Genomic DNA, 23,605 nt, shown 5'->3' with positions numbered 1-23,605 from the left:
GATGTCCCTTGCCCTCACCCTTGGGGATCCAGCGGGCATTGGCCCAGAAATTCTCCTGAAAGCCCTAGCTCACCTGCCCTCAGAAATGTTAGGGCAGTTTTTTATTGCTGGTACAGGCCAAGTATTAGAGGAAACGTACGCTCGCCTCTGCCAGCAGGGACAGGTGGCCATTGATCCTGCCCAGCTTCGGATTTGGGAGCATCCCCTCGATGCGGTGATTGTGCCGGGGCAACCGAGTGTGGTGAGTGGGGCGGCGAGCTTTGCCTACTTAGAAACAGCCATTCAGCGGGCGATCGCTGGCGAGGTGGCAGGGATTGTGACGGCACCGATTTCTAAGGCCAGTTGGCAGGCGGCAGGCTATGCTTTTCCCGGTCAAACAGAAGTGCTGGCTCACTTTACAGGAGCTACCAACGTGGGCATGGTGTTCTTGGGGCGATCGCCTGTAACCAACTGGGTGCTGACCACTTTACTCGCGACGACCCACATCCCCTTGCAAGAGGTGCCCAAAGCACTAATCCCCGAACGCCTCAATGAAAAACTCGCGCTCCTTGTGCAATTTCTGAGGGAGCGGCGGCATCTGGAGCGGCCTCGCATTGCCATTGCTGGCTTGAATCCCCACAGTGGTGAGCAGGGACACTTAGGCCAAGAGGAAGTGACTTGGCTGATTCCATGGCTCGCAGCAGCCCAGCAGCAGTATCCCCAAGTTGAACTGATTGGTCCTGTGCCCCCCGATACCCTCTGGATTGGAGCTGCCGATGCGTGGTGGGGACGCCCTGCCCCGGCAACTGCCTACGATGCCTACCTCGCGCTTTACCATGATCAGGGGTTAATTCCCGTGAAGATGCTCGCTTTTCGGGAAGCGGTGAATACGACGATTGGCTTGCCCTTTATTCGCACGTCCCCGGATCACGGTACGGCTTTTGATATTGCGGGTACAGGGATGGCAGACCCCCAGAGTTTTCTGGCGGCGATCGCTTGGGCGCAAACCCTGAGTCAAGGATCGGTTTTCCCTCTTACCCCCGCCTAAAGTGCCTTTGATAGAATGCAACTAGATAACAAACCAAACGGTCAATCGTTGGCATTTGGGTTGTTGCTGTATCGGGCAGAGTCATATGGGATTCTTTGATTCAGAAATTGTTCAACAGGAAGCACAACGCCTGTTTCAGGACTACCAGCAGTTGATGCAGCTTGGCTCCGAGTACGGCAAGTTTGACCGCGAAGGGAAGAAGATTTATATTGCAAAAATGGAAGAACTCATGGAGCGCTACCGTATTTTTATGAAGCGCTTTGAGTTGTCCGATGACTTCATGGCGCAGATGACCATCAAACAATTGGAGACCCAACTCAGCCAGTTTGGTATGTCTGCCCAAACCATGTTTGATCAAATGCATCAAACCCTTGAGCGCATGAAAGCCGAAGTGGAACGCCAACCCTAGGGGAGAGGGCGAGTGTTGCTCTGCAATTTGGATGGGGTGATTACGCCAGAGGCCTCGATTTCTGTTTTTGATCGCGGGTTTCTCTACGGTGATAGTGTTTATGAAGTGATTCGTACCTACCGCGGGATTCCCTTTGCCCTACCAGAGCACCTCGCACGGTTGCGCGCCTCAGCCGCCTATCTCTACATGAGCGTGCCGTGGTCTGATGAGCACATTACCCAAGAAGTGCAACGCACCTTAGCGGCTGCCCCAGCGGGAGAATATTACATTCGGATTGTCGTGACCCGTGGCGCCGACCAGCGGATTGGGTTACTGCCAGAACCAACGACCCAACCAAGGTTATTGATTGTGTTGATGGCGATCGCCCCCGAACCAACATTGAGCGAACAGGGAATTTGCCTGACCATAGGCAAGCGTCAACGCACGAGCACCGCTGCCCTTGATCCTGCCGCCAAAACGGGCAATTACCTCAACAATATCTTGGCGCTATTGGAAGCGCAGCAAGCTGGGTTTGACGACGCCCTGTTGCTCAATGCCCAAGGGCAGATGACCGAGGCCACGACCAGTAACCTCTGGATTGTCCGTGAGGGTGTGGTCGAGACACCCCCCACTGCTGTTGGGATGCTCCACGGAATTACGCGAGCGACGCTGTTGCAGATCGTTGCAAACTTGGGCATGCCCCATCGGGAAGTGATTCTCACCCCACAGGATCTGGCGAGAGCCAGTGAGGGCTTTCTGAGTTCATCGGTGCGCCTGCTAATGCCGATTCGCCAAGTGGATGAGGTGATCTTTCCCGCCTGTCCAGGCCCTGTGACCCAAAAGCTATGGCAGGAATTATTAACAGTGATGGAAAAGGCGACTCTGGCCTAGATACAGTCCTTTTAGCGAAGTTCTTGAGTTGGGAACATGACGGGAATATTGGGATTCACCCATACTTGACAGTCGAGTTCGGTACTGGGTGGGAAAAAAGGAATCGGGTTGCCTGCGGCATCGGTGACTTCTGGCAGATATTCAAGGGGTAGGGCATCAAATTGACAGGTGTAGGCACCATAAATGACCTGCCGGCGATCGCCCAAAGGGCGCGCTGCGCGATCGCGCAGGATCAACTGATAACCAAAGCTGCGACTGGCATTCCCCAACTGATTGATCAGGGCAAAACGCCGTAAATAGGTCAGGCGTCCCCAAGCAGACGGCGACACAAAGGCTTCAACTCTACCCCCCGGCGCTGTGATGGACGGAAAAGCCTGCCAGCGCTGAATCACCCTATCCCCAAACTGCTGAACTGCCCACCAGAGACTCGGTACGGTCAAGCCCACTGCCGAGGGTTGCTCGCTAACCACAACTTGCTTTTCATTGACCGGCAGCGCGATCGCCTCGGCAACCGCTGGCGGTAGGTCTTCTGTACTGGGATTGGCGGTAGTTCTAACGGGGTGCAATGCCACTAAAGCAATTGCCCCAACTGTGCTGAGCCAGAGACCGCAAGACTTCAGTATGGATAGGCTTTTCATTGATCCTTAGGCGTGAGGGAGATTACCTCCTAATATTACGAATGCAGCCATGCCCTCAATACATCGAGGAGGCTATTTCCCCCCCAAGCAAGGGCAATGAGAATGGATGTGGTGACTGCTAAACCAATCAAGGAGATGACCACCCCTACCAGACTAATCAAACCATCGTCATCCAAAAGACCAAAGCCAATCGTAAAAATGCCCATCGCTGGAATGGTGTTGGTGCCGGGAATGGGCAAAATCATCGAGATTGCCATCAGTGACACGGCAATTCCCAAGCCCAAACGTCCGCCTCGGGTCGTGCAAATGGGGTGCAAGCGGGGACGGGAGATCAATTCAATCCGCTGCAGCCAAGGCAAAGCTGTGCGCACAATCTTTTGAATCTGGGATCGCGGCATCGTGCGCTTGAGCAGCCGCGGGGGCAACCAAGGGGTTGAGGCACCCACGAGCAATTGCCAGCCCAACAGTAACAGCACAATGCCAAAGGGAGTGGAGTAACCGGGAGCTGGCAAGGGTAGCGCCGAGGGCAGTGAAAGAACAGCCAACAAAAAGCCAAAGGTTCGCTCCCCCGCCAATTGGAAAATATCCCCCAAGGACACCAGTTGCTGCGTTAACACCTCGCCATCGCTGGGGCTGGGCACAGGACTCAAAAAGGCACGTTCGAGGTCAGTGGACAGTTTTGCCATAAAAAATTACGGGAGGTGGAAATGTTGCCACTGCTAGGATACGATAGATTGATCGTTAGTTATGCCCAACACAGTTGACAGGCGATCCTAAGGCCGCGATCAATCTGAAGCCATGGCAACCCCATCCGACTTACCGACAGAGTTGCACCTGATCAACCCGCGGCGATCGCTGGGTCATGTTTATCTCGACTGGACACCCCAACCTGGTTGCCATGTGGATCATGAAGGGGAAACCTATACCGTGTTAGAACGCCGTCATCGCTACCGGTTTCGTGGCGGACGTTATCAACTGGAAAAAATTGCCCTCTATGTGCAGCATAGTGACACCACGAGCGATCGCCATCTCGTCAATGGCCAGTGGGTGATTGGCGATCCCTCCTGCCGCTGGAATGCGCTTTCACCCTTGTTGCGGTGTGCTGTGAACCCTCAAGGTTCCTGCCAAGACTGTCGAGATTACCAGCCTCGAGAACCTTAACGTTTTGCTGCGAAAACCCCCCTCGCGCAGAGGGGGAGCATTAGGGTGATTTCGGATTGAGCCAGAGACGGCCAGCCTACTGCACAGCGGGCGTCATATAGGACGTTTCCGGTAGAACAATTTTCACCGGTTCAACGTGCCAGATGTCTTGGCAGTACTCGCGAATGGCGCGATCGCTAGAAAATTTGCCCATCCGTGCCACATTCAGAATCGACATTTTTGCCCATTGGGCTTGATCTTGATAGACCTGAAGCAGCCGTTGATGGCAGTCCATGTAGCTTTGGTAGTCTGCCAAGAGGCAATAGCGATCGTTTTGCCAGAGGTGTTCCACAATTGGGCGAAAGAGTTCCGTATCCCCATGGGAAAAGTAACCAGAGCCGATGAGGTCAAGGACTCGCTTCAGCATCGGGTTATTATTGGCAAACTCCCACGGACGGTAGCCGTTACGCCACAATTCCTGCAATTGCTCCACCCTATTGCCAAAGAGGAAGAAGTTTTCTGCTCCTACTTCTTCGCGAATCTCCACATTGGCACCATCGAGGGTGCCAATCGTCAGCGCCCCATTGAGGGCAAATTTCATATTCCCTGTCCCTGAGGCCTCGTAGCCTGCCGTTGAGATCTGCTGTGAGAGATCCGCTGCGGGATAGACGCGCTGTCCCAGAGTCACATTGTAGTCGGGTAAAAAGACCACCTTCAGGCGATCGCGCACCGCTGGATCACGGTTAATGACTTCAGCCACCGAGTTAATGAGCTTGATGATCAACTTGGCCATGTAGTAGCCCGGTGCTGCCTTGCCACCAAAAATAAACGTTTGGGGCACCATCTCCAGTTGTGGGTTGTCTTTTAACATCTGGTAGAGCGTGATTATTTTAAGGACACACAGGTGCTGCCGCTTGTATTCGTGGATGCGCTTCACCAAAATGGAGAAGAGGGAATGGGGATCCACCTTCACGCCCACGCGATCGTGAATGTATTCCGCAAGGCGTTCCTTGTTTCCATGCTTCACCGATCGCCACTGAGCCGCAAAGTCGCGATCCTCTGCCAAGGGTTCCAATCGCCGCAGTTGATCCAAGTGCTTCACCCAATCTTCGCCAATGCGTTCGGTAATCAGGCGAGTTAATCCGGGATTACTGAGCACCATCCAGCGCCGAGGGGTGACGCCATTGGTTTTATTGGAAAATTTCTGCGGCGTCAGTTCGTAGAAATCCTTGAGCACCGTTTGTTTCAAGAGTTCTGAGTGCAGCGCCGCCACTCCGTTGATGGCATGACTCCCCACCGCTGCCAAGTGTGCCATGCGCACATAACGACAGCCACTTTCATCAATAATCGACAGCCGCCGTAGGCGATCGTTGTCCCCCGGATATTGCAGGCGCACCTGATCGAGGAAGCGTTGGTTAATTTCGTAGATGATTTGCAAGTGGCGGGGTAGTAGTGAGCCAAAGAGATCTAGCGGCCATTTTTCCAGTGCCTCGGGCAAGAGGGTGTGGTTGGTGTAGGCAAATGTCTTGCAAGTAATGTCCCACGCCTGCTCCCAAGGCATGAGATGCTCATCCACCAACAGGCGCATCAGTTCTGCCACCGAAATCGCCGGGTGGGTATCATTCAACTGCACGGTGAACTTTTCGTGGAAGCGGCTGAGATCCTTATTCCCCGATTGCTTGTAGAGGCGGATCATGTCCTGAAGGGCACAGGAGCAGAAGAAATATTGTTGCATCAGCCGCAGTTCTTTGCCCTGCAATTGCTCATCGTTGGGATAGAGCACCTTGGTGATGTTTTCTGAGGCAATTTTTTGGTTGACGGCACCGTAGTAATCGCCCGTGTTAAAGGCTTGAAAGTCAAAGGACTCTACCGCCTCTGCCCGCCACAGACGCAGAAGATTGGCGGTATTCACCTTGTAGCCCAAGATTGGGGTGTCATAGGCTACCCCTTGAATCACTTGGTGAGGTTCCCAAACGACCCGATAGCGCCCTTGATCATCGGTGTAGCTATAGGTATGGCCGCCAAACTTTACCTGCAAAATCAACTCTGGCCGCGGAATTTCCCACGGGTTGCCGTAGCGTAACCACTTATCCGTAATCTCCACTTGCCAGCCATCGCGAATCTCTTGGTCAAAGATGCCGTACTCATAGCGAATGCCGTAGCCAATGGCGGGGATTTCCAATGTGGCGAGGGAATCCATATAACAGGCGGCCAAGCGACCCAAGCCACCATTGCCCAAGCCCGGCTCTTCCTCCTGATCAAGGAGTTCCTTGAGGTTTAAACCCGTTTGCCGCATGGCTTCCTCAACGGCTTCATAGAGCCCAAGGTTAATTAGGTTATTGCCAAGGTGTGGCCCCAGTAAAAATTCCGCTGAAAGATAGCAAACAGTGCGGCTTTCTTGATCTCGATAGGTTTTGGCAGAATTCAGCCAGCGCAACAGCAGGCGATCGCGCACGGTGTAGGCCAAGGCCAAGTAGTAATCATTTTTCGTCGCCACTTCGGGGAACCGCCCTTGGATAAAGAAGAGATTATCCATAAAGGCGCGGCGCAGCGTTTCAATACTCGTACCGGTGCGATCGTCTTCCGTCAGCACCGTGGGACAACCGGGCGGAATGAGACTGGTCATTGTGGGAATCCTCGCAAAGAATTAACGCGATTAGTAGTCAGCCCTTCCCTTCTGTTCTACCGCGATCGCCAAGGATTCCCCGCTAAGTACAGAATCTCTTTACCAGAAAAGGGCGGAATATCCCAAAGGAACCTTAGCAGGTGCTCATTGACTCTGGAGAAAGAGTTGGCAGGTGAGTTCTTCCTCTGCGTCTGTCTGTGAAGTGACGGCTGGAATAACAGTGGGTGGGGTACTGCCAAGGGTATCCTCTGGGGGTTGGTTTTGTGGATACCGTTGATAGAGCGTGCTTAGGAGTTTGATCAGGCGATCGCCCGCACTGGCATAGAGAGGGTCATCGGGCAAGCGCGCCAAAGCAGCGGCCATCTGCGTCTGCAAGATCTCTAAATCCCCATAGCGGCGAGTCAGCCGTTGCAGTAAATCAATGAGGGTAAACCGCTCTAGGCCTTGAGCATGCACCGGTTTGGTGGTCAACAGGGCAGCCACAAGAAGCTTCATCTGCAGGGGGGTACAGTAGCGAGTGACTTCCAAGCGCAAATCGTAGAGATCGGCGGTGCTGAAGGTTGGCGCCTCGATGGTCAGTGTGGCCGTTGGGGATTGGGTGTAGAGGGGCACCAAAATTTGCAGGAGTGCCGCTGAGAGAACCTGATAAGCCTGTGCTTTGTTGAGACTATTGACAATGGCCGTTAGGCGCTGTCCCAAAAGGGTGGGGGTTTTCAGCCGCTCAAGAATTTGGATCACGGCCTGTTGTACCTCGCTCACGGTCCACGGCGGTGTTTGGGTCGGCCACTGATTCTGCTGCAGGGCATACAGTAGCTTAAAAAGACGGTTGTGCTGCGGATGCTGGACGATTTGTTGGGCAGCGGTGGCAATTGGAGAAGTCGTTGTCGTCACAGGTTTGCCCAAAGTCCCTCGATCTGTATTCTAGCCAATTTTCCTAGACGATAATTTATTGATTGTCATCAAGGGGAGATTGTCAAGACCTCTGCTAGCATTGGGAGAGTTTAGCAGTGACAGAACGGGTGTGAAAGAGCTTTTTCATCGCCTTCAGCAGCGTCTCAATGAGATTGTTGTCGGTCAAGGGGCGATCGCCCAAGGGTTGGTTGTGGCACTCCTCGCCGAAGGCCATGTCATCCTTGAGGGGGTGCCGGGAACCGCCAAAACCCTCCTTGTGAAGCTCCTCGCTCGCCTGATTGCAGCGGAATTTCGCCGGATCCAACTCACCCCCGATGTCCTCCCCGCCGATATTCTCGGTACGAGTATCTTTGACTTTAACAGTCGCACATTTCGCCTGCGCAAGGGGCCAATTTTTACCCAAGTGCTGCTGGCGGATGAAATTAACCGCACACCGCCTAAGACCCAAGCGGCTCTCCTCGAAGCCATGGAAGAACGGCAGGTAACCCTTGACGGCACCACTCTCCCCCTCTCGGGTTTATTTTGGACAGTGGCCACCCAAAACCCTTTGGAATTTGAAGGGACATATCCGCTGCCAGAAGCCCAACTGGATCGCTTCCTATTTAAGCTAGTCGTCCCCTACCCAGAGCCAACTTCAGAACGGCAAATGCTTGAAAATGCCCTTGGGGGCTTTGAGGCGCGGGATCTCGATCAACTCAATTTGGAGCCGTTGATTACCGTTGAGCAAGTCTTGGCAGCACGGCAGCAAGTGCGGCAAGTCCATGTGGCGCCTGCGGTGTTGGAGTATCTGTTGGCCTTGGTGCAGGCCAGTCGTCAACATCCCGAACTGCTGTTGGGGGCTTCCCCACGAGCGGCGGTGGGCTGGTTACGTGCCACCCAAGCCCAAGCATGGTTAGAGGATCGCAGCTATGTCACCCCTGAAGATGTGAAGGCGATCGCCACCCCGCTACTGCAACACCGCTTAATCCTCAAGCCCGAAGCCCAGTTAGACGGCACCACGCTGCCCCAAGTGATCCAAGGTATTCTCGCGAAAGTTGCTGTCCCCCGATGAAAGCACCTGCCAGTTATCAGTTTGGTCGCCATCGCCCCCGCTGGGTGCCCACGGTTCGCTTCTATGGCCTGTTGCTGCTGGGGCTTCTCTTTCCAGTGCTGACCAGCTTTCTGCCAGCAGAGCTATGGCCGATCACCGAGGCGGTTCCCCAAGGGAAGTTGCGGGAATGGTTGCACCACTGGCCTCTGGGGCTGGGATGGCTCCTGATGGGACTGTACGATCTGGTCATTTTCGGCCTGTCCCTGTGGGACTATATCCGCATCGGTCGCTGGCAACTGACCCTCGATCGCGCCTGTGAGTCACGGCTCTCCATTGGTCGGCAAAACCCGATTCGCCTCAGGCTGCACACCCGTGGTCAGGTTTCCTTGAATGAGCAGATCTGGGTTGAACTCTACGACTATGTGCCTGCTGAGTTTACGGGTGAAATCCCCTACTTTGCCTTTGCGGCCTCAGCCCAGAGTACGTTGGAATTGCTCTACCATGTGTTTCCACCGCGACGGGGTGCCTTTCAATGGTCAGGCTGCGATGTGCAGCTGCGCAGTTCTTGGGGCTTGGCGTGGCGACGCTGGTTTGCACCCGTTGTGACTAAAGTGGAAGTCTATCCCGATTTGATGGGCTTGCGATCGCTCTCGATTCGCCTCAGTTTAGACTCCAGTGGCAGCTTGCGGCGACGACGCTATGCCTTGGGGGGCACCGAGTTTGCCGAATTGCGGGAGTACCACTTGGGGGATGATCTGCGCCTCATGGACTGGAAAGCGAGTGCCCGCCGCGGACGGCCTCTTGTGCGCGCCATGGAACCCGAACGGGATCAACCCCTGATCATTCTGCTGGATCGAGGCCGCTTGATGACCGCTACTGTCGCTGGTTTGAAACGCTTTGACTGGGGCTTAAACGCGGCATTGGCACTGGCGCTGACGGGCTTGCGACGGGGGGATAAGGTGGGCTTGGGGATTTTTGATCAGCAACTGCACACGTGGATTGCGCCTCAAAGTGGCGATTCCCATCTGGGGCAGATTCTGAGTCAGGTGTATCGCTGTGAACCCGTTCTCGAAGAATCTGATTATGTGGGCACCGTCAGCGCGATCTTGGGACACTATACCCGCCGTGCCCTTGTGGTGGTTCTCACAGAGGTCATTGATGAGGTGGCTTCCCAAGAACTCCTCGCAGCCATGGCTCGCCTCACGCCGCGTTTTCTACCCTTCTGCGTTGCTTTGCGCGATCGCTACATTGAAACCCTTGCCCACCGCCCCTTCACAGGCTCCGTAGATCAAATTTCCAGCCTCTACGAGCAAGCCGTTGCCCTCGATCTGCTGCATCAGCGCCAGCGCGCCTTTGCCCATCTGGAGCAACAGGGGGTTTTGGTTCTTGATGCTCCTGCGGATCGAATAAGTGAGCAACTGGTGGATCGCTATCTGCTGCTGAAAGCCCGTGGCCGACTCTAGGGTTGGCTAGCCTCGATCACACTGGTATTCCTTGGCTCCTGCAATGGCTCTAGGGGCGGGCGATCGCCCGTTGGTGTCCCTAGGGGAAGGGGTGTCGAGGTCTGCGTCAGCCCACAAGTTGCCCGCAAACGCGCTTGCAGGAGTTGACTCACCACCTGACGTCGAATAAATGCTTGCTCAATTGCTGGGGGGACTGAACGTTGCAGTTCCATAGGTTGCCTCGAATTCACCGTTGTTCACGGCAACACAGGCTTCCGTGCGCTTCCCACACCCACATTCAACCGGTCATAGGCTTCACCTTGATCTTAATGGCGATCGCCCACGATTGTAAAAATGACTACCAAAATGCAGTGGGATTTGTGGGGATTTCCTAACACTATTGCAACGGGGATACATTCGGGGATTGAGGTGATTCCCATTTCTGCTGGCAAAACTCGTGGATCACCTTACCGCCATGAATAATCACATAGAGCGTCACTCCACTGAGGACAAAAGGCATGATCTTCTCGAGCCAAGGAAGATGGCAACCGAGGCGGGTCAGGATAAGGGCAAAGGCATCATCTAAAAGGCTAATCAACAAAGGTAGCAATTGTCTTAGAAGGGTAAGAATCTCTGGTAAATAAGCATCACTATCCATAAAAATACTCTCGGCTGAGTTGACGCAGAAAATCACCTAAAGAAACATTGATCAGTTGGGATGATTGGTGAGTGGAAATACTTCATAGGCACTTCGTTCTCATCAATACAAATAAAGAATTGAAAAATGAATCACACGTCTTTACAAATTGATGACCTTTAGATAAGCCTACCCTAACTGCGATTCTTGTTTCTGCGAGTGTTCCCAAGAATAGCCGAAAACCCTGCCCGTCAGGCATTAAGGCTGCTATTACTATTGCTAAGTTCGGTTGCAAATGAGAGATTATCGTGAATTGTTAACAAGCGTAACACTTCTATTATAGGCAACGCCTAGGGGTTAGGGGATAACTGTAATTTGTCGTTACATTGGGAACGCATTCTGAAAGTTGGCTGTCTAGGATAGAGATGACAGCAGCGGCAGGTGCTTTATGAGACAGATGTCGGGTCATCGGTGTGGTTTTGCGCTTCTGTTGGCGATCGCCACAACCACAGGATTTTACCAGCGGGGACTCGCACAAAATGAAGCCCAACAGTTGCGCGATATTATGCAGCGGTTGGATGCCCTACAACAGCGCTATAGTGCCGCCGTCAGTGAACTAGACGTGATTCGCAAAACCTCTTTTGGCGGCGATAGTAATCATGTCATTGCCCTCACAAATCAGATTGAGCAGTTGCAAAAACAGGGAAATTATGGCGCAGCAGTGGCACCCTCGCGGGAATTGGTGGCGATCGCTGAGCGGGTTTTAGGTGCCCATCACCCCACTGTGGCTGCAACTTTGAATAACCTTGCTGTCACCTACAAGGAACTGGGCAACTTTAGTGAGGCGATTCCCCTCTATCAGCGCAGCTTAGCCATCCGTGAACAAGCCCTTGGCGCCAATCATTCCGATGTTGCCACCAGCCTCAATAACCTCGCCAACCTCTACACCGATCAAGGCAACTACGGTGAGGCCCTGCCCCTCTATCAACGCGCCCTTGCCATCCGTGAACAAGCCCTTGGCAAGACCCATCCCGATGTGGGCTTGAGTGTGCACAACTTGGCAGTGATGTACCATTTGCAGGGCAGCCTGAGTGCAGCCTTGCCCCTCTACCAGCGCAGTCTGGGTCTCCTCGAACCCGCCTTAGGGGCAGAACATCCCTTGGTGGCAACGGTGTTGAATAACCTTGCCGAACTCTATCGTGCTCAGAGCAATTATGGCGCGGCACTACCCCTTTACCAACGCAGTTTGGCCATCCGCGAAAAAGTGCTGGGGGCAGATCACCCCGATGTGGCCACTAGCCTCAACAACTTGGCTGAACTCTATCGAGTCCAAGGCAATTACGGGGCAGCGCTTCCCCTCTATCAACGCAGTATTGCCCTGCGGCAGCGTACCCTTGGTGGCGAACATCCCTACTTGGCGCTGAGTCTTGCCAATTTAGCCAAAGCCTACTGGGCACAGGGAATGATCAACGAGGCCTTAACGGCTCTCAACCGCGCCCTTGAGATTGAAGAGGTCAACCTCAGCCGCAACCTCGTGGTTGGCTCTGAGGAATACAAGCGCAACTATCTGGCCACGTTTCAAGACTCCACCAACACCGCGATTTCCTTCCATTTGCAGGGGAATCCCCAGAATCCAGCAGTGGCCAACCTAGCCTTGACGACCATTTTGCGCCGTAAAGGTCGGTTGTTGGATGTTTTAGCGGCAACGGCCAGTCGCCTACGCCATCAATTGGATGCCTCGGGGCAGCAGCAACTGGATCAATTAATTCGTGTGCGAACACAGATTGCTAGCCTCACCTTTGTGCGCGATCGCCCACCGCCGGCCAGCCAAATTAGCCAACTCGAACAGCGTGCTAACCAACTGGAAGCGCAACTGGTGAGTCAAAATGCCAACTTCCGTTTAGACGTTACCCCCGTCACCCTCAGTGCCGTGCAGCAAGCGATTCCCGCCAATGCTGTGCTATTGGAGTTTATCCAGTATGTGCCCTACAACCCAAAAACCAACCGCTGGGAAGCGCCCCGCTACGCCCTCTATGCCCTGAAAAATAGGGGTGCCCCCCAATGGCGTGACTTGGGTACCGTCGCTGATCTCGATACGGCCATTAAGGCAGCACGCCAGCGGATGGCGGATCCAAGATTGCCCGCTACGGTAACGAAGCCCTCTTTGAAGGCGGCCTATGAGCGCCTCTTGGCTCCTCTGGAACCCTTCCTAGCGGGCAGTACCCATCTGCTGGTGGCTCCCGACGGTCAGCTCAATACTCTCTCCTTTGAGGCCTTGGTGGATCGGCAGGATCGCTATCTGGTGCAGTCCTATACAATCACACTGCTCACCTCAGGACGCGACTTGCTGCGGCTGCAACAGCGGGGCAAACCGGCAAATCCCCCCTTGGTAGTGGGTAATCCCACGTTTAGTCAAGGGAGTGGTCGTGCTGTGGCCGGTAGTCAGCGGGGAGTGAACCCGCGATCGCTGGATTTGCGCAGCCTGACATTTACGGAGTTACCCGGAACCGCCACGGAGGTGAAAACCGTAAGCACGCTCTTGCCCCAAGCGCAGATCCTCACGGGTAGCAGTGCCACCGAAACTACCATCAAACAAACGCAGCGGCCACGGGTACTTCACCTCGCCACCCATGGATTTTTCCTAGAGAGTCCGCCCGTCTCTCCCCAAGTGCTCCAAAACACTCGTGGTCTCAATGCCAATACTCCCTTTAGGGGGGAAAATCCACTGTTGCGCTCCGGCTTGGCCTTGGCGGGTTTCAATCAACGGCAGAGTGGGGTGGATGATGGCGTGTTAACGGCTTTTGAAGTCACCAGCATTAACCTTGATGGTACCGAGTTAGTGGTGATGTCCGCCTGTGATACGGGGCGTGGCGATATTCTCAATGGCGATGGTGTCTATGGCTTGCGGCGAGCCTTTACCTTGGCGGGGGCACGTACCCAAGTGAGTTCCCTCTGGAAGGTGGATGACACCACGACCCAACAACTGATGGTTGCCTTTTATCAAAATCTAGCGGCTGGCAAGGGACGCAGTGAAGCCCTACGGCAAGCGCAGTTGCAGTTAATGACTGACTCCAGTAAGCAAATTCCCTATTTTTGGGCGGCCTTTGTTAGCAGTGGTGAGTGGCGCCCGCTGCCCTAAGACAGGGGGTAGCTGATAGGGGTTTGTAATTGGCTGCCGAGGGGGCGATCGCGATCAATCCACAGAAGTGCCCCTTGCCGCCGTGAGGGTGGCTCTCCCCAGAGCACAGTGATACTGCCGGGGGGCAAAGGTTCAGGACTAGGCCATTGACTGGTGAGCCAGACAAGGGAATCGATGGGATACTCAGCATCGGTGTCGCCGGGGGCGATCGCTGCTAGGGCCCGCAGTACCGTTGGCTGACCGTGGAGCATCCCCGTGGCGGGACTCCAAAACTGGACAGGAATTTGCTGTTGCAAACTGTAAAGGTAGAGGCTAGCCGCCGCAATCACCGCCTGCTCAAAGTCCTCGCCAATCCAATGGGGACGGGTATCGAGGGCAACGGTCACGGCATTACCACCGCTAAAGGTGTCAAACTCGCGCACCCGCAGTTCGCCATAACGGGCACTGGTGCGCCAATGCACTAGACGCAAAGGGTCTCCCCAGCGGTAGGGACGTAAGGCACGGGTGATGCCCTCTTGGGCAACGTGAAGATGATGCTGGCGATCGCGCCACTCTTGGGAAATCTCTTGCCCCAGTTGATCGAGTAAAGGACACTGTTGCAGTTGCAAAACCTGCGGATAAACCACCACCTGCTGCGGTACGGGAAATGAGCGCTGACACCAAAAGAGGCCCAAGGGGGCAGCGGTGCGCAGCCGAAGCTGTTGCCACTCATAAATCCCCCGCCGCGGTGGGATGAGATCGTACTGCCAAGTGGTTGTTTCCTGTGGTGGCAGCCGCTCGATCGCCTGTTGGGGACATTCGCGCTGGGTGGCTGACCAGAGGCCACGGGGAACGGGGTCAATCACTTGCAAATTGTGGCGAGGCGTTTGGGTGGCATTGGTCAGAAAGACGGTCAGGCGTAGGCGATCGCCCGCATGAACTGGATCCACCTTGGCTCGCTCCAGCACCAATCCCCGCAAATAGCGCGGCGGTAGAATCGCCGCCACCAAGAGCAGACCAAAAATGATCCCCGTAATCACGTACAGCCAACCCGCCATCGAATTAATGGCTGCCGCAAAAAGAAAGAGATTCATGCCCAATAGCAGCAGTCCCGCATAGGCGGGGGTCACCCAGCGTTCCTCTAAAAACTGACTGAGGCGACGCAGCTTAGTCATCGCAACTTCGGGTCTTAGGAGCGGTGGGACTCAGCAGGCAAGAGGCTAGGAAAGGAGTGGGCAAGCAGTTGCTGCAAGGCTTGACGAAAGTCCCCCTTGACAAGAGCAGGATCAAACCGCTGTACCAATTCGCCGCGATCGAAAAAAAGAAGGGTTGGCAAGCTCGTCAGTTGGAAGTGACGACTGAGGGCAAAGTTTTCATCAGCATTGATCCTGAGAATTTGCAACCGTTGGGGCAGCGACTGCTCCAGTTGATCCAGCAGGGGATCAATGAGGCGGCACAGGCCACACCAAGGAGCCCAAAAATGCACGATCACAGGCACAGGGGCACTGCGAATTTGCCGCTGGAATCCTTCAATATTAAATTGCTGAATGCCCTTCACGTTGTTATCTCGTTTTGTCTTGGGATCATGGTAGCAGTCAGCGGCGGTTTTGCAGCAGCGATTTGCGGCGATCTGATGCCGTAGGATCAAAAATAGCTCGTACGATCGATTGGCGCTCCCAAATGACCCCCAAGCCCACCCTTTGGCAAAAACTTTTCCCCCTGCTGTTACGGGAAGCGATCGCCATGCTACAGGGGATCAATAACCTGCTCAGCAAGGCCACAGAGCAACTCAAGGGGGTGGCCACACAACGGGCGATCGCCCCAGAGCAGTTGACTCCGGAACGTTCATGGGTCAGTCGAGGGGCAGCCCTATGGTGGCAGGGAATGGGCTGGGTGCAGCAACGGCTGCCGAACCATCTCCAGGAGCGGTATAACCGCGCTACTCTAACTGGGATCGCGATCGCCCTGCTTCTCATTTTGCTCTGGTTGAATCCCCTGAGTTGGTTTCAATCTCCCCCTCGGCCAACGGTGAAAGCAACCCAGCGTCCCCAACCCAGTGTCCTTGTGCAACCCCGCCCGGCACCCACACCCATGGCGGCAACACCCGCCCCAACACCCCAGCCGACACCGACACCCACTCCGTCACCAGGGGCGATCGCTCCTTCCACCTTCGTCAGTGACAGCCTCACCGTCCGCCAGCAATTGCTAGCCCTTTGCGATCGCTACAGCAACGCTCTTGATCCCACCCTCACCCTCACCCCCAGCGAACAGCGCTTGGAATTGATGCTGGCCAACAGTTGGTATGATCTCAGTCCTACAAAGCAGGATCAACTAGCCCAGAACCTTTGGCAAACTGCCCATGACTTGGGGTATCAGACCGTCATTGTGGTGGATACCGAAGGTCACCTGCTTGTCCGTGATCCGGTGGTGGGTGATAATGCCATCGTTGTGCGTCGCAAGCTGATCTAACTCACCCTCGCAGCTTAAGCCATCAATTTCGCCAATCCGCTAACCTAGAAAAGTGCCAACTTCTTCAGCTTGCTATGAGTGACACCACCCTTTCCCCCGAAAAGCGCAAAGCCCTTGAGCTTGCCGTCTCCCAAATCGAACGCAACTTTGGTAAGGGCAGCATCATGCGCCTTGGGGATGCCACCCGCATGAAAGTGGAAACCATCTCTAGCGGGGCACTCACCCTTGACCTTGCTTTGGGGGGTGGACTGCCGAAGGGGCGGATCATTGAAATTTATGGCCCTGAAAGTTCGGGGAAAACTACCTTGGCGCTCCATGCCGTAGCTGAAGTCCAAAAAGCCGGTGGCGTGGCTGCCTTTGTCGATGCTGAACATGCTCTTGATCCCACCTATGCAGCTGCCCTCGGTGTGGACATTGAAAACCTACTGGTGGCTCAGCCAGACACTGGCGAAGTGGGTCTAGAAATTGTTGATCAACTGGTGCGCTCGACAGCCGTAGATATTGTGGTGGTGGACTCCGTTGCTGCCTTGGTGCCCCGCGCCGAAATTGAGGGGGATATGGGGGATAGCCATGTGGGATTGCAAGCCCGCCTGATGAGCCAAGCCCTGCGCAAAATTACCGGTAATATTGGTAAAACAGGCTGCACCGTGATTTTTTTGAACCAATTGCGGCAAAAAATTGGTATTACCTACGGTAACCCAGAAACGACAACGGGGGGAACAGCACTTAAGTTCTACGCCTCAGTGCGTTTGGATATTCGGCGGGTGCAAACCCTGAAGAAGGGAACGGAGGAATTTGGGATTCGCGCCAAAGTCAAGGTGGCCAAAAACAAGGTGGCGCCGCCCTTTCGTATTGCCGAGTTTGACATTATTTTTGGTAAGGGCATTTCCAATCTTGGCTGTATTCTTGATATGGCCGAGGAAACGGGTGTGATTAGCCGCAAAGGGGCTTGGTACTCCTACAACGGTGAAAATTTGGCCCAAGGGCGCGACAACACAATTAAATACATGGAGGAGAACCCCAGCTTTGCCCAAGAGGTCGAACAGCAGGTGCGGCAAAAGCTAGACCAAGGGGCAGTTGTCTCCGCCAATACGGTGACTCATACCCACGATGACATGGGTGACGGAGAATAGGGGCGATCGCCCGCAAGGGACTTCCGTAGGAGCAATTTCCGCTCTCCCCAAAAGGTGAAGCCTTCCTCAACCACTGCAAAGCCACAGCGGGCATATAACTGCCGCGCCGCTTGATTGTGAGCAAGGACGTGCAGATAGAGATCGCAATAGGTAGAGCAAAGGCTGCCCTCAACAGTGTGCAACAAGCGACGGCCAATGCCACGCCGCCGGTAGTCCGGATGCACCGCCAAATTGGAGAGATAAGGTTTGGGTTCACCCTTGATCTCACGGAGCTGCACTTCCACACTCCCTACACATAGAGCAGACGTTCCCATGGATAGGACGGCTAGCCAACACTGGTAGTGGGGACGCTCGCGCTGCCAGCGATCGCGCAAATCCTGCTCCATCCCCAACTGGACAAAGCTGCGCCAAAGGGCTTGCCAACCACCACCGGGGTGAAAACTCAAGGCCACTAATTGGGCAATGCTGGCAAGGTCAGTGATCTCTGCCGCACGAATCTCAATCATTCTAGGGCTGAGGAAGGGCAGATTGCTCAGGTTGGAGTTGGCTCATCAGTGCCCGCAGAGGGGGCTTGGCCAATAGGGTTTGCGTATCGGCCACTAGGCGATCGCCCCAGAGGTTTTCCCGCTGGAATTCCACCGTGCCGTAGCGGCTATCGAGACGCAGGGCTTCCGCTGCCAGTTGTAGTGCCCTCGCTTCATTCCCCAGTTGCAGCAGGGCTGTGGCCAAAGCAAGTTTCGGCTCACTGGCTTTGGGGTCAATGTTTGCCGCCTGTTCCCAGTTTTTTGCCGCTTGGCGGATATTGCCTTGTTCATAGAGCACGAGGCCAATGTTGGTATAGGCTGGCCAAAACTGACGATCCAAGCGCAATGAGCGGCGGTATTGCTCGATCGCCCGATCCTTTTGTCCCAGTTTTAGATAGGCGTTGCCAAGGTTGAACCATTCCTCTTTAGCATCGGGTTTCAGTGCCAATCCCTGCTCGATCGCCCGCACTGAGGCTCCATAATGTCCGAGGCGAAAATGGGCAGAGCCTAAGTTGAAATAAGCCCCCGGATTTTTATCATTGAGTTTCAAAGACTGCTCTAGGGCTGGCACTGCATCCTTGGGTTGATTGACCGTGAGGTAGAGTCCCCCCAGCAATGCCCAAATTTCGTGGGCTTGAGGTGCCAACTGCACTGCCAGTTTTGCCCGCACCAACGCCTCTTGAAATTGCTGGAACTGTGCCAGTTGCAGGGCTTCTTGCGCCACAATAAAACCATTTTGCTCCATCTCCTTGGCATTGAGTTCAAGGGTGCGCGGTAACACCACTTGTGCCGTTGCCAGACTGCCACTCAGGAGAACAAGACCCAGACTCAGGGTTAAACGGGCAAGCATTTTAGGCACGATCAATTTCCGTGTTGCAAGCTAAGTGAATTCCTCTTTAGTTTGCCATACCCTACCGACGTTTGCGGTGACTGAGGGCGATTCTTGACAAAAGTGGAAGGGAGATGATTGCCTTTAGAGAAAAAATAGGCTAGCCTGTGCTTATTCAAAGATCGCTAATCAATTGCTGTCAATTTTTTAAACCCTATTCAAACCTGATTTTTAAGGAAATTTAACAATGAACCCTTCAAATGAAAACATTCCTAACTACATGGTTCCAGCGATTCTGTCCACGATTTGCTGCTGTTTGCCTTTCGGTATTGTCGCTATTATTTTTGCTGCCCAAGTCAATTCAAGGTTAGCAGTAGGCGATCGCGCCGGGGCGTTGGAGGCCTCAAACAAGGCCAAGCTATTTACTTGGATTTCGGTGATTGCGGGATTGCTCGGTGGTGCCCTTTATGCGGTACTCATGGTGCTCTCAATCATGGCTGAGCAAGGGGGGATGTAGCTCGCTGGCCAGTCGTTCATAGTGGTGGGGCGATCGCCAGCGCAGAAGATGGGTCACCGGTTGCCCGAGTAACGCCGTCGTCAAACCGATGGCGCGGCGAGGATTCACCGTTGCGAGCGTCAACGCTGCTTCAAAATCGCAAACTCCCCAATCCACCAAGCGCCCCACCATTGCCAAGAGGGGAACCGTTGTGCCACAGAGGGTGCCATCAGCCAGTCGTGCCGTCCCATTTTTCACTGCAATGTGCCGCTGATCCCAAGGATAGACCCCATCGCCTAACCCCAGCGGAGCAAGGGCATCACTCACCAAAAACAGGCGATCGCCTGCGCACTGCCACAATACCTTCAGCATTTGTGGATGAACATGCACCCCATCGCCAATCACGCCGCACCAGACCCGCTGATCCGTCAAGGCCGCCGCCAATAACCCCGGCTGGCGATGATGTAGAGGGGGCATGGCATTAAAGGCATGGGTGATCATTGTGGCACCGGCATCAAAAGCCGCCTGCGCTTCCTCCACGGTGGCCAAAGAGTGACCTAAACTCACGGTAATTCCCAACTGCCGCACATAGGGCAGCGCTTCACCATTGGTATCTAACTCTGGAGCAAGGGTGAGAATCTGAACGGTGTCACTGAACTCCCCTAAAACTGTTTGCACCCTTTCTAGGCTCAAGGGCTGAAGATGGGACTGAGGATGAGCACCGCGCTTCTGGGGATTGAGGAAAGGCCCCTCCAAATGCACACCTAAAATTTTGGCTTCAGGCTCTTGCGCATTGGGCACGTATTCGTGGATCACCCTCAAGGCAGTGTGAATTTCCGCCAGGGGAGCAGTCACAATCGTCGGGGCGTAGGCATCAATCCCCTCTTGCCAAAGATAGCGGCCAATTTTTGGCAGTGGTTCGGTGGTCTTTAACCAAGGAAAGGGAATGCCCAAGGCACCGTTAATTTGCAGATCGACGCCCCCAAGGGAGAGATAATCGCCGCCGAAGTCCAGCACCTCAGAGCCATCGGGGGGAATCAGGTCAGTGCCGATCGCCGTCACTTTACCATTTGTGAGTTGTACTTGTTGCCAGCGATCGCTCCCCAAAAGCCGCACGCGATCGAGCCATTGCTCAGTCATCATGCCGGCGTTGCTTGCAGATCAGGGCGTTCTTCAGGCACAATTGCCCCCTCCACGGGACACACTTGCAAACAAATGCCACAGTCAATACAGGTGGCAAAATCAATCCAGAACCAATCGGTGCCCTTGGCATTTTTCCCCGGTCCCGGATGAATACAGGCCACCGGACACGCCTCAACGCAATCGGCAACCCCTTCGCAGGTATTCGTGACAATGGTGTGCGCCACAGCGTTTTCCTCACTGAGAGTTGATTCAGGATCAATTCTAAAGCTCTAGGCTAGATCCCCAGATCTGACTTCGCCGCTTGAGCCGCCTCCAATAACATGGGTGTAGGGAGTTCCTCCCAATCGCGATCGCCGATCTCGGCATAGAAGGTTTCGTCATAGCTGCGGGTTTGGATCACCACAGGCATCGGCACCGCATGACCCAGCACAAGCGCCTGTTGTTTAGAATCCAGCTTGGCCAACACCGATCGCAACTGCTGCGAACCCGCCACCCCAGTGAAAATGGCCTCAATGTCCTTTTCATCGTTAAGGAGTGCGGTGATGCGGGTGCCAATTTGCGACATGATCTCGCTATCAATGCCCGAAGGCCGTTGATCAACAACGAGGAGCGTGACAAAGTACTTGCGCATTTCGCGGGCGATCGTGCCAAAGATTGTCTGTTTCACCGTCGCTGGATCCAAGAAGCGGTGAGCCTCTTCAATTGTGATCACCAGTTGACGCGGGCGATCGCTGGGATTTTTGGTTTGCAAAAAAATCTCCGACTGCTGCACATAGGCTTGGTGGATGCGGCGGGCAATAATATTCGTCGCCAGCATATAGGAGAGCATATTGGCTTGGGAGCCAAACTCAATCACCACATGTTGACCCGCCGCAAGAGTGTCCAAAATCTGACCAATGTAGTTCTTGGTACAGGTGTTGCGCAGGTACTTCAGTTGCTCTAGCCGTGTCAGTTTGCGTTGCAGCGCCATGATCGAGGCTTTGCTGCCCATCTTCGTTTCGCAAAACTCCTGAATCTCCTGATTTGTCATCACCAAGAGGCGACTAATCCAACCCTTGCCAAACTCATTGCGCAGAATAATTGCATTTTCAAGGCTGGCCTCCGAGAGGTTCAGTTCCGCTTGCACCAAGGCCAAGTCCTCCACCTCAATTTGATCAAAGCCAATGTAGAGTTCTTGGGCATCGCGCACCCCTCGCCGTTGGGTGGATTCAGGGTCAAGGGTATAGATCTTGACTTGGCGGGGAAACAGTTGCCGCAATCCCTTAACGGTGCTGACTGACTTGCCTTCACGGGTGGCTTCCCAGCCATACTCCGAGTGCATATCAAAAATCAAGTTCACTGCCGCCTGTTTGCGAATAATTCCCGAAAGGAGGAGCCGCGTTAGGAAGGATTTGCCCGTCCCCGACTTGCCAAATACGCCATTGCTGCGCTCAACAAAACGATCCAAATCCAAGCAAATGGGCACCTGCATATCTAAGGGAGTCCCAATGGCAAAATTGCGCCGCTGCGGATCGTCTTCCCAGCCAAACACGGCGCGAAACTCCCGTTCACTGGCCTCATAGACAGGACTGAAATGGGCAGGGATCGTTTTTACGGGCAGTAAATCCTGCTCATCGTTGAGGATCATCAACATCGGTGCCACACTTAGCGTCGCAAACGTGCCCGTACCCGCCAGTACCTCCTGCAAAAAGGTATCCTCAAGGGCGGGGGGATTGAGCAGAATGCGGGGATTGGCCGTACCAAGCACGACATCCGTCAGCAGACAAAAGAAGCGCGATCGCTGGCCTTGCACCACCAAAAATTGACCAACCCGCAGTTCCTCAACGGAGACGCTGCCACTGAGCCGCACTTCAAGGCCTTGACTGAGGGAACCTTGGACGACAATTCCCAGTTGTTGAGCCGTCATTGCCTATTGAGCCGTCATGAGTTGGATGCGTTGCGGGTCGCCAAACCGCGGAGCAGGGGCTGGGCTGTGGAATTCAGCACCCGGTCTTGGCGTCGCTTGTAGCGTTTGACTCAAGTGCTGCACATAGCGATCCTGTGCCCGCCGAAACCCTTCTAGGTTGTCTCCGCCATTGAGAAGCGCAAAGCAGACGGTGCCGTATTTTGCTGTGGGTAAGACGCCAACCAACGCACTCACATTCCAAAGAGACCCCGTTTTTACTAGGGTTGCCGCCGGTAGTTGACGATACTCTAACGTACCGCGATCGCGCCCCGCCATGGGTAGCACATCCGCCAAACTGTGGTTTTTCTGAGCGAGCATCTCCTGAAGCGCCAAAAGCATCCCACACGCCGCCCGGGGAGAAATGCGATTCTCCTCCCCCAGACCTGAGCCGTTGATCAGTTGAATTTCACTGGGGGGTACATTGGCTTTACGGGCGGCCACTTGAGCTACGGTTGCAGCACCCCCTGCCATTTCTGCTAGCGTTTCCGCAATCTCATTATTACTGTAGATATTCATTTGCCGCACAATTTCCCCCAAGGGCAGAGAGTGATGCTCCAAACGAAGGGTCACATTGGCAGGAATGGTGCCTTGCAGGCGGATTCCACCCGTCATCGTGACTTGGGGGCGGGGTTGTCCCTTCAGGTGCTGTTCATAGGCCGTTTGAATTTCAGGCGTCCAGCGGCGGTGATCTAGGGCGAGTTTGAAGAGCGCTGCGGCGGTCTGGGGTTCAGGGTAAAAGTTCATTACAAAAGGGGGAACGATGACTAAATTCCCCTGCACTTGACGAATGCCCAAGCGATTGAGGGCATTACCGATGGCGATCGCCTCCTCCCAGACAAAGAGGGGATCATTGCCGCCAATCAAGACCAAGTCCCCCTTCAGGACACCATTTTGCAGCGTGCCTGTGGTGCCGATGCGCGTCAGAAACTGATAGTCAAAGGGGTATTTATCCAGCACAGCGAGGCTCGTGGCAATTTTAGTGACCGATGCAGCCGCAAGGGGGCGATCGCCCTGGTGGTTCACGAGTAACTGCTGAGCACTTTGAACCCAGATGCCCTGTTGATTGGGAGAAAAACCCTCCTGAGCCAAGGTTTGCAGGTAGCGATCGCGATACTGATGCAGTGCCACCTCAGAGGGAAAGATGACTGCCTTTAATGCCTCAATGCGCGGCTGTCCCCAGTACCATGCCAATGCTGCCAACAAATCTAGCATACCCG

At 54.5% G+C, this 23,605-nt stretch carries 24 protein-coding genes; 10 read left to right on the top strand and 14 right to left on the bottom strand.

Annotated elements, in window-relative coordinates; genetic code table 11:
• Position 1 precedes the first annotated feature (1 nt).
• The 3 genes from pdxA (at position 2) to RHJ31_RS06565 (ending at position 2,306) form a co-directional block, all read left to right on the top strand.
• On the top strand, positions 2–1,027 hold the full coding sequence (gene pdxA, locus RHJ31_RS06575) for a 4-hydroxythreonine-4-phosphate dehydrogenase PdxA (protein ID WP_302676037.1): 1,026 nt from the start codon (positions 2–4) through the stop codon (positions 1,025–1,027).
• 85 nt (positions 1,028–1,112) lie between these two features.
• The gene (locus RHJ31_RS06570) at positions 1,113–1,436 is read left to right on the top strand and encodes a DUF1825 family protein (protein WP_206199926.1); all 324 of its coding nucleotides are present in this window, start codon (positions 1,113–1,115) and stop codon (positions 1,434–1,436) included.
• Positions 1,437–1,448: 12 nt separating this feature from the next.
• Positions 1,449–2,306, top strand: coding sequence for an aminotransferase class IV (locus tag RHJ31_RS06565; RefSeq protein WP_302676036.1), 858 nt, complete (start codon positions 1,449–1,451; stop codon positions 2,304–2,306).
• 11 nt (positions 2,307–2,317) lie between these two features.
• Here the strand turns inward: RHJ31_RS06565 and RHJ31_RS06560 are convergent, their stop codons facing one another.
• Both RHJ31_RS06560 and RHJ31_RS06555 read right to left on the bottom strand, forming a co-directional pair.
• Positions 2,318–2,878 carry a hypothetical protein gene (locus tag RHJ31_RS06560; protein WP_302676035.1) on the bottom strand — a complete coding sequence of 187 codons (561 nt, stop codon included), beginning with the start codon at positions 2,876–2,878 and terminating at the stop codon, positions 2,318–2,320.
• A gap of 101 nt (positions 2,879–2,979) precedes the next feature.
• Positions 2,980–3,630: an exopolysaccharide biosynthesis protein gene (locus RHJ31_RS06555; RefSeq protein WP_302676034.1), complete on the bottom strand. Its 651-nt coding sequence runs from the start codon at positions 3,628–3,630 to the stop codon at positions 2,980–2,982.
• A gap of 112 nt (positions 3,631–3,742) precedes the next feature.
• Here RHJ31_RS06555 and RHJ31_RS06550 point away from each other — a divergent pair, with 112 nt between their 5' ends.
• On the top strand, positions 3,743–4,105 hold the full coding sequence (locus tag RHJ31_RS06550; RefSeq protein WP_302676033.1) for a DUF6464 family protein: 363 nt from the start codon (positions 3,743–3,745) through the stop codon (positions 4,103–4,105).
• A 76-nt stretch (positions 4,106–4,181) separates the two neighbouring features.
• On the opposite strand, the gene RHJ31_RS06545 is transcribed toward RHJ31_RS06550, so the two are convergent.
• Positions 4,182–6,710 (bottom strand): glycogen/starch/alpha-glucan phosphorylase, encoded by a 2,529-nt coding sequence (locus RHJ31_RS06545; RefSeq protein ID WP_302676032.1) that lies wholly within the window; start codon positions 6,708–6,710, stop codon positions 4,182–4,184.
• 144 nt (positions 6,711–6,854) lie between these two features.
• The gene (locus tag RHJ31_RS06540) at positions 6,855–7,601 is read right to left on the bottom strand and encodes a hypothetical protein (protein WP_302676031.1); all 747 of its coding nucleotides are present in this window, start codon (positions 7,599–7,601) and stop codon (positions 6,855–6,857) included.
• Between the two features lie 130 nt (positions 7,602–7,731).
• Between RHJ31_RS06540 and RHJ31_RS06535 the strand changes: the two genes are divergently transcribed.
• Together RHJ31_RS06535 and RHJ31_RS06530 are read left to right on the top strand one after the other, a co-directional pair.
• Positions 7,732–8,673: a MoxR family ATPase gene (locus RHJ31_RS06535; RefSeq protein WP_302676030.1), complete on the top strand. Its 942-nt coding sequence runs from the start codon at positions 7,732–7,734 to the stop codon at positions 8,671–8,673.
• The gene (locus RHJ31_RS06530; protein ID WP_302676029.1) at positions 8,670–10,115 is read left to right on the top strand and encodes a DUF58 domain-containing protein; all 1,446 of its coding nucleotides are present in this window, start codon (positions 8,670–8,672) and stop codon (positions 10,113–10,115) included. Before RHJ31_RS06535 ends, RHJ31_RS06530 begins: the two co-directional genes overlap by 4 nt.
• Here RHJ31_RS06530 and RHJ31_RS06525 read toward each other — a convergent pair.
• Complete coding sequence (locus tag RHJ31_RS06525) at positions 10,112–10,327, bottom strand: hypothetical protein (protein ID WP_302676028.1); 216 nt, start codon at positions 10,325–10,327, stop codon at positions 10,112–10,114. The two genes, RHJ31_RS06530 and RHJ31_RS06525, sit on opposite strands and share 4 nt — an antisense overlap.
• A 164-nt stretch (positions 10,328–10,491) precedes the next feature.
• Positions 10,492–10,752 carry a hypothetical protein gene (locus tag RHJ31_RS06520; RefSeq protein WP_302676027.1) on the bottom strand — a complete coding sequence of 87 codons (261 nt, stop codon included), beginning with the start codon at positions 10,750–10,752 and terminating at the stop codon, positions 10,492–10,494.
• A gap of 427 nt (positions 10,753–11,179) precedes the next feature.
• On the opposite strand from RHJ31_RS06520, the gene RHJ31_RS06515 reads away from it, so the two are divergent.
• Positions 11,180–13,870, top strand: a complete 2,691-nt coding sequence (locus RHJ31_RS06515; RefSeq protein ID WP_302676026.1) for a CHAT domain-containing tetratricopeptide repeat protein — start codon at positions 11,180–11,182, stop codon at positions 13,868–13,870.
• On the opposite strand, the gene RHJ31_RS06510 is transcribed toward RHJ31_RS06515, so the two are convergent.
• Both RHJ31_RS06510 and RHJ31_RS06505 read right to left on the bottom strand, forming a co-directional pair.
• Positions 13,867–15,024 (bottom strand): DUF58 domain-containing protein, encoded by a 1,158-nt coding sequence (locus RHJ31_RS06510; protein ID WP_302676025.1) that lies wholly within the window; start codon positions 15,022–15,024, stop codon positions 13,867–13,869. The two genes, RHJ31_RS06515 and RHJ31_RS06510, sit on opposite strands and share 4 nt — an antisense overlap.
• A gap of 14 nt (positions 15,025–15,038) precedes the next feature.
• Positions 15,039–15,497: a co-chaperone YbbN gene (locus RHJ31_RS06505; RefSeq protein WP_302676024.1), complete on the bottom strand. Its 459-nt coding sequence runs from the start codon at positions 15,495–15,497 to the stop codon at positions 15,039–15,041.
• A 32-nt stretch (positions 15,498–15,529) separates the two neighbouring features.
• Between RHJ31_RS06505 and RHJ31_RS06500 the strand changes: the two genes are divergently transcribed.
• Together RHJ31_RS06500 and recA are read left to right on the top strand one after the other, a co-directional pair.
• Positions 15,530–16,318 (top strand): hypothetical protein, encoded by a 789-nt coding sequence (locus tag RHJ31_RS06500; protein WP_302676023.1) that lies wholly within the window; start codon positions 15,530–15,532, stop codon positions 16,316–16,318.
• 74 nt (positions 16,319–16,392) lie between these two features.
• The gene (recA, locus tag RHJ31_RS06495) at positions 16,393–17,451 is read left to right on the top strand and encodes a recombinase RecA (protein WP_302676022.1); all 1,059 of its coding nucleotides are present in this window, start codon (positions 16,393–16,395) and stop codon (positions 17,449–17,451) included.
• On the opposite strand, the gene RHJ31_RS06490 is transcribed toward recA, so the two are convergent.
• Both RHJ31_RS06490 and RHJ31_RS06485 read right to left on the bottom strand, forming a co-directional pair.
• Complete coding sequence (locus RHJ31_RS06490; RefSeq protein WP_302676021.1) at positions 17,418–17,957, bottom strand: N-acetyltransferase; 540 nt, start codon at positions 17,955–17,957, stop codon at positions 17,418–17,420. The genes recA and RHJ31_RS06490 overlap by 34 nt on opposite strands.
• Before the next feature lies 1 nt (position 17,958).
• Entirely contained in the window at positions 17,959–18,825 is an 867-nt protein-coding gene (locus tag RHJ31_RS06485; RefSeq protein ID WP_302676020.1) for a tetratricopeptide repeat protein, read from the bottom strand.
• 226 nt (positions 18,826–19,051) lie between these two features.
• On the opposite strand from RHJ31_RS06485, the gene RHJ31_RS06480 reads away from it, so the two are divergent.
• Positions 19,052–19,321 carry a CD225/dispanin family protein gene (locus RHJ31_RS06480; protein ID WP_149818861.1) on the top strand — a complete coding sequence of 90 codons (270 nt, stop codon included), beginning with the start codon at positions 19,052–19,054 and terminating at the stop codon, positions 19,319–19,321.
• Here RHJ31_RS06480 and nagA read toward each other — a convergent pair.
• The 4 genes from nagA to RHJ31_RS06460 are packed head-to-tail and all read right to left on the bottom strand — an operon-like array spanning position 19,292 to position 23,600.
• Positions 19,292–20,443, bottom strand: a complete 1,152-nt coding sequence (gene nagA, locus RHJ31_RS06475; RefSeq protein WP_302676019.1) for an N-acetylglucosamine-6-phosphate deacetylase — start codon at positions 20,441–20,443, stop codon at positions 19,292–19,294. The genes RHJ31_RS06480 and nagA overlap by 30 nt on opposite strands.
• Positions 20,440–20,667 (bottom strand): ferredoxin family protein, encoded by a 228-nt coding sequence (locus RHJ31_RS06470; protein ID WP_011057929.1) that lies wholly within the window; start codon positions 20,665–20,667, stop codon positions 20,440–20,442. Before RHJ31_RS06470 ends, nagA begins: the two co-directional genes overlap by 4 nt.
• A gap of 50 nt (positions 20,668–20,717) precedes the next feature.
• The gene (locus tag RHJ31_RS06465; RefSeq protein ID WP_302676018.1) at positions 20,718–22,349 is read right to left on the bottom strand and encodes a helicase HerA domain-containing protein; all 1,632 of its coding nucleotides are present in this window, start codon (positions 22,347–22,349) and stop codon (positions 20,718–20,720) included.
• A 3-nt stretch (positions 22,350–22,352) separates the two neighbouring features.
• A complete protein-coding gene (locus RHJ31_RS06460; RefSeq protein WP_302676017.1) occupies positions 22,353–23,600 on the bottom strand; it encodes a D-alanyl-D-alanine carboxypeptidase in 1,248 nt (415 codons plus the stop codon).
• Positions 23,601–23,605 lie beyond the last annotated feature (5 nt).

The organism is Thermosynechococcus sp. JY1331 (assembly GCF_031583475.1).
Taxonomy (GTDB): domain Bacteria; phylum Cyanobacteriota; class Cyanobacteriia; order Thermosynechococcales; family Thermosynechococcaceae; genus Thermosynechococcus.
The sequence above is the reverse complement of the archived record's forward strand: the minus strand, read 5'-3'. Positions and strand labels throughout refer to the sequence as shown.

What these genes read in the sequence shown, in the direction of transcription:
- RHJ31_RS06545 (WP_302676032.1), bottom strand. Translation starts at nt 6,710, where the DNA reads ATGACCAGTCTCATTCCGCCCGGTTGTCCCACGGTGCTGACGGAAGAC.
- nagA (WP_302676019.1), bottom strand. Translation starts at nt 20,443, where the DNA reads ATGATGACTGAGCAATGGCTCGATCGCGTGCGGCTTTTGGGGAGCGAT.
- RHJ31_RS06465 (WP_302676018.1), bottom strand. Translation starts at nt 22,349, where the DNA reads ATGACGGCTCAACAACTGGGAATTGTCGTCCAAGGTTCCCTCAGTCAA.
- pdxA (WP_302676037.1), top strand. Translation starts at nt 2, where the DNA reads ATGTCCCTTGCCCTCACCCTTGGGGATCCAGCGGGCATTGGCCCAGAA.
- RHJ31_RS06520 (WP_302676027.1), bottom strand. Translation starts at nt 10,752, where the DNA reads ATGGATAGTGATGCTTATTTACCAGAGATTCTTACCCTTCTAAGACAA.
- RHJ31_RS06500 (WP_302676023.1), top strand. Translation starts at nt 15,530, where the DNA reads ATGACCCCCAAGCCCACCCTTTGGCAAAAACTTTTCCCCCTGCTGTTA.
- RHJ31_RS06515 (WP_302676026.1), top strand. Translation starts at nt 11,180, where the DNA reads ATGAGACAGATGTCGGGTCATCGGTGTGGTTTTGCGCTTCTGTTGGCG.
- RHJ31_RS06510 (WP_302676025.1), bottom strand. Translation starts at nt 15,024, where the DNA reads ATGACTAAGCTGCGTCGCCTCAGTCAGTTTTTAGAGGAACGCTGGGTG.
- RHJ31_RS06550 (WP_302676033.1), top strand. Translation starts at nt 3,743, where the DNA reads ATGGCAACCCCATCCGACTTACCGACAGAGTTGCACCTGATCAACCCG.
- RHJ31_RS06570 (WP_206199926.1), top strand. Translation starts at nt 1,113, where the DNA reads ATGGGATTCTTTGATTCAGAAATTGTTCAACAGGAAGCACAACGCCTG.
- RHJ31_RS06460 (WP_302676017.1), bottom strand. Translation starts at nt 23,600, where the DNA reads ATGCTAGATTTGTTGGCAGCATTGGCATGGTACTGGGGACAGCCGCGC.
- recA (WP_302676022.1), top strand. Translation starts at nt 16,393, where the DNA reads ATGAGTGACACCACCCTTTCCCCCGAAAAGCGCAAAGCCCTTGAGCTT.
- RHJ31_RS06490 (WP_302676021.1), bottom strand. Translation starts at nt 17,957, where the DNA reads ATGATTGAGATTCGTGCGGCAGAGATCACTGACCTTGCCAGCATTGCC.
- RHJ31_RS06480 (WP_149818861.1), top strand. Translation starts at nt 19,052, where the DNA reads ATGAACCCTTCAAATGAAAACATTCCTAACTACATGGTTCCAGCGATT.
- RHJ31_RS06525 (WP_302676028.1), bottom strand. Translation starts at nt 10,327, where the DNA reads ATGGAACTGCAACGTTCAGTCCCCCCAGCAATTGAGCAAGCATTTATT.
- RHJ31_RS06555 (WP_302676034.1), bottom strand. Translation starts at nt 3,630, where the DNA reads ATGGCAAAACTGTCCACTGACCTCGAACGTGCCTTTTTGAGTCCTGTG.
- RHJ31_RS06485 (WP_302676020.1), bottom strand. Translation starts at nt 18,825, where the DNA reads ATGCTTGCCCGTTTAACCCTGAGTCTGGGTCTTGTTCTCCTGAGTGGC.
- RHJ31_RS06530 (WP_302676029.1), top strand. Translation starts at nt 8,670, where the DNA reads ATGAAAGCACCTGCCAGTTATCAGTTTGGTCGCCATCGCCCCCGCTGG.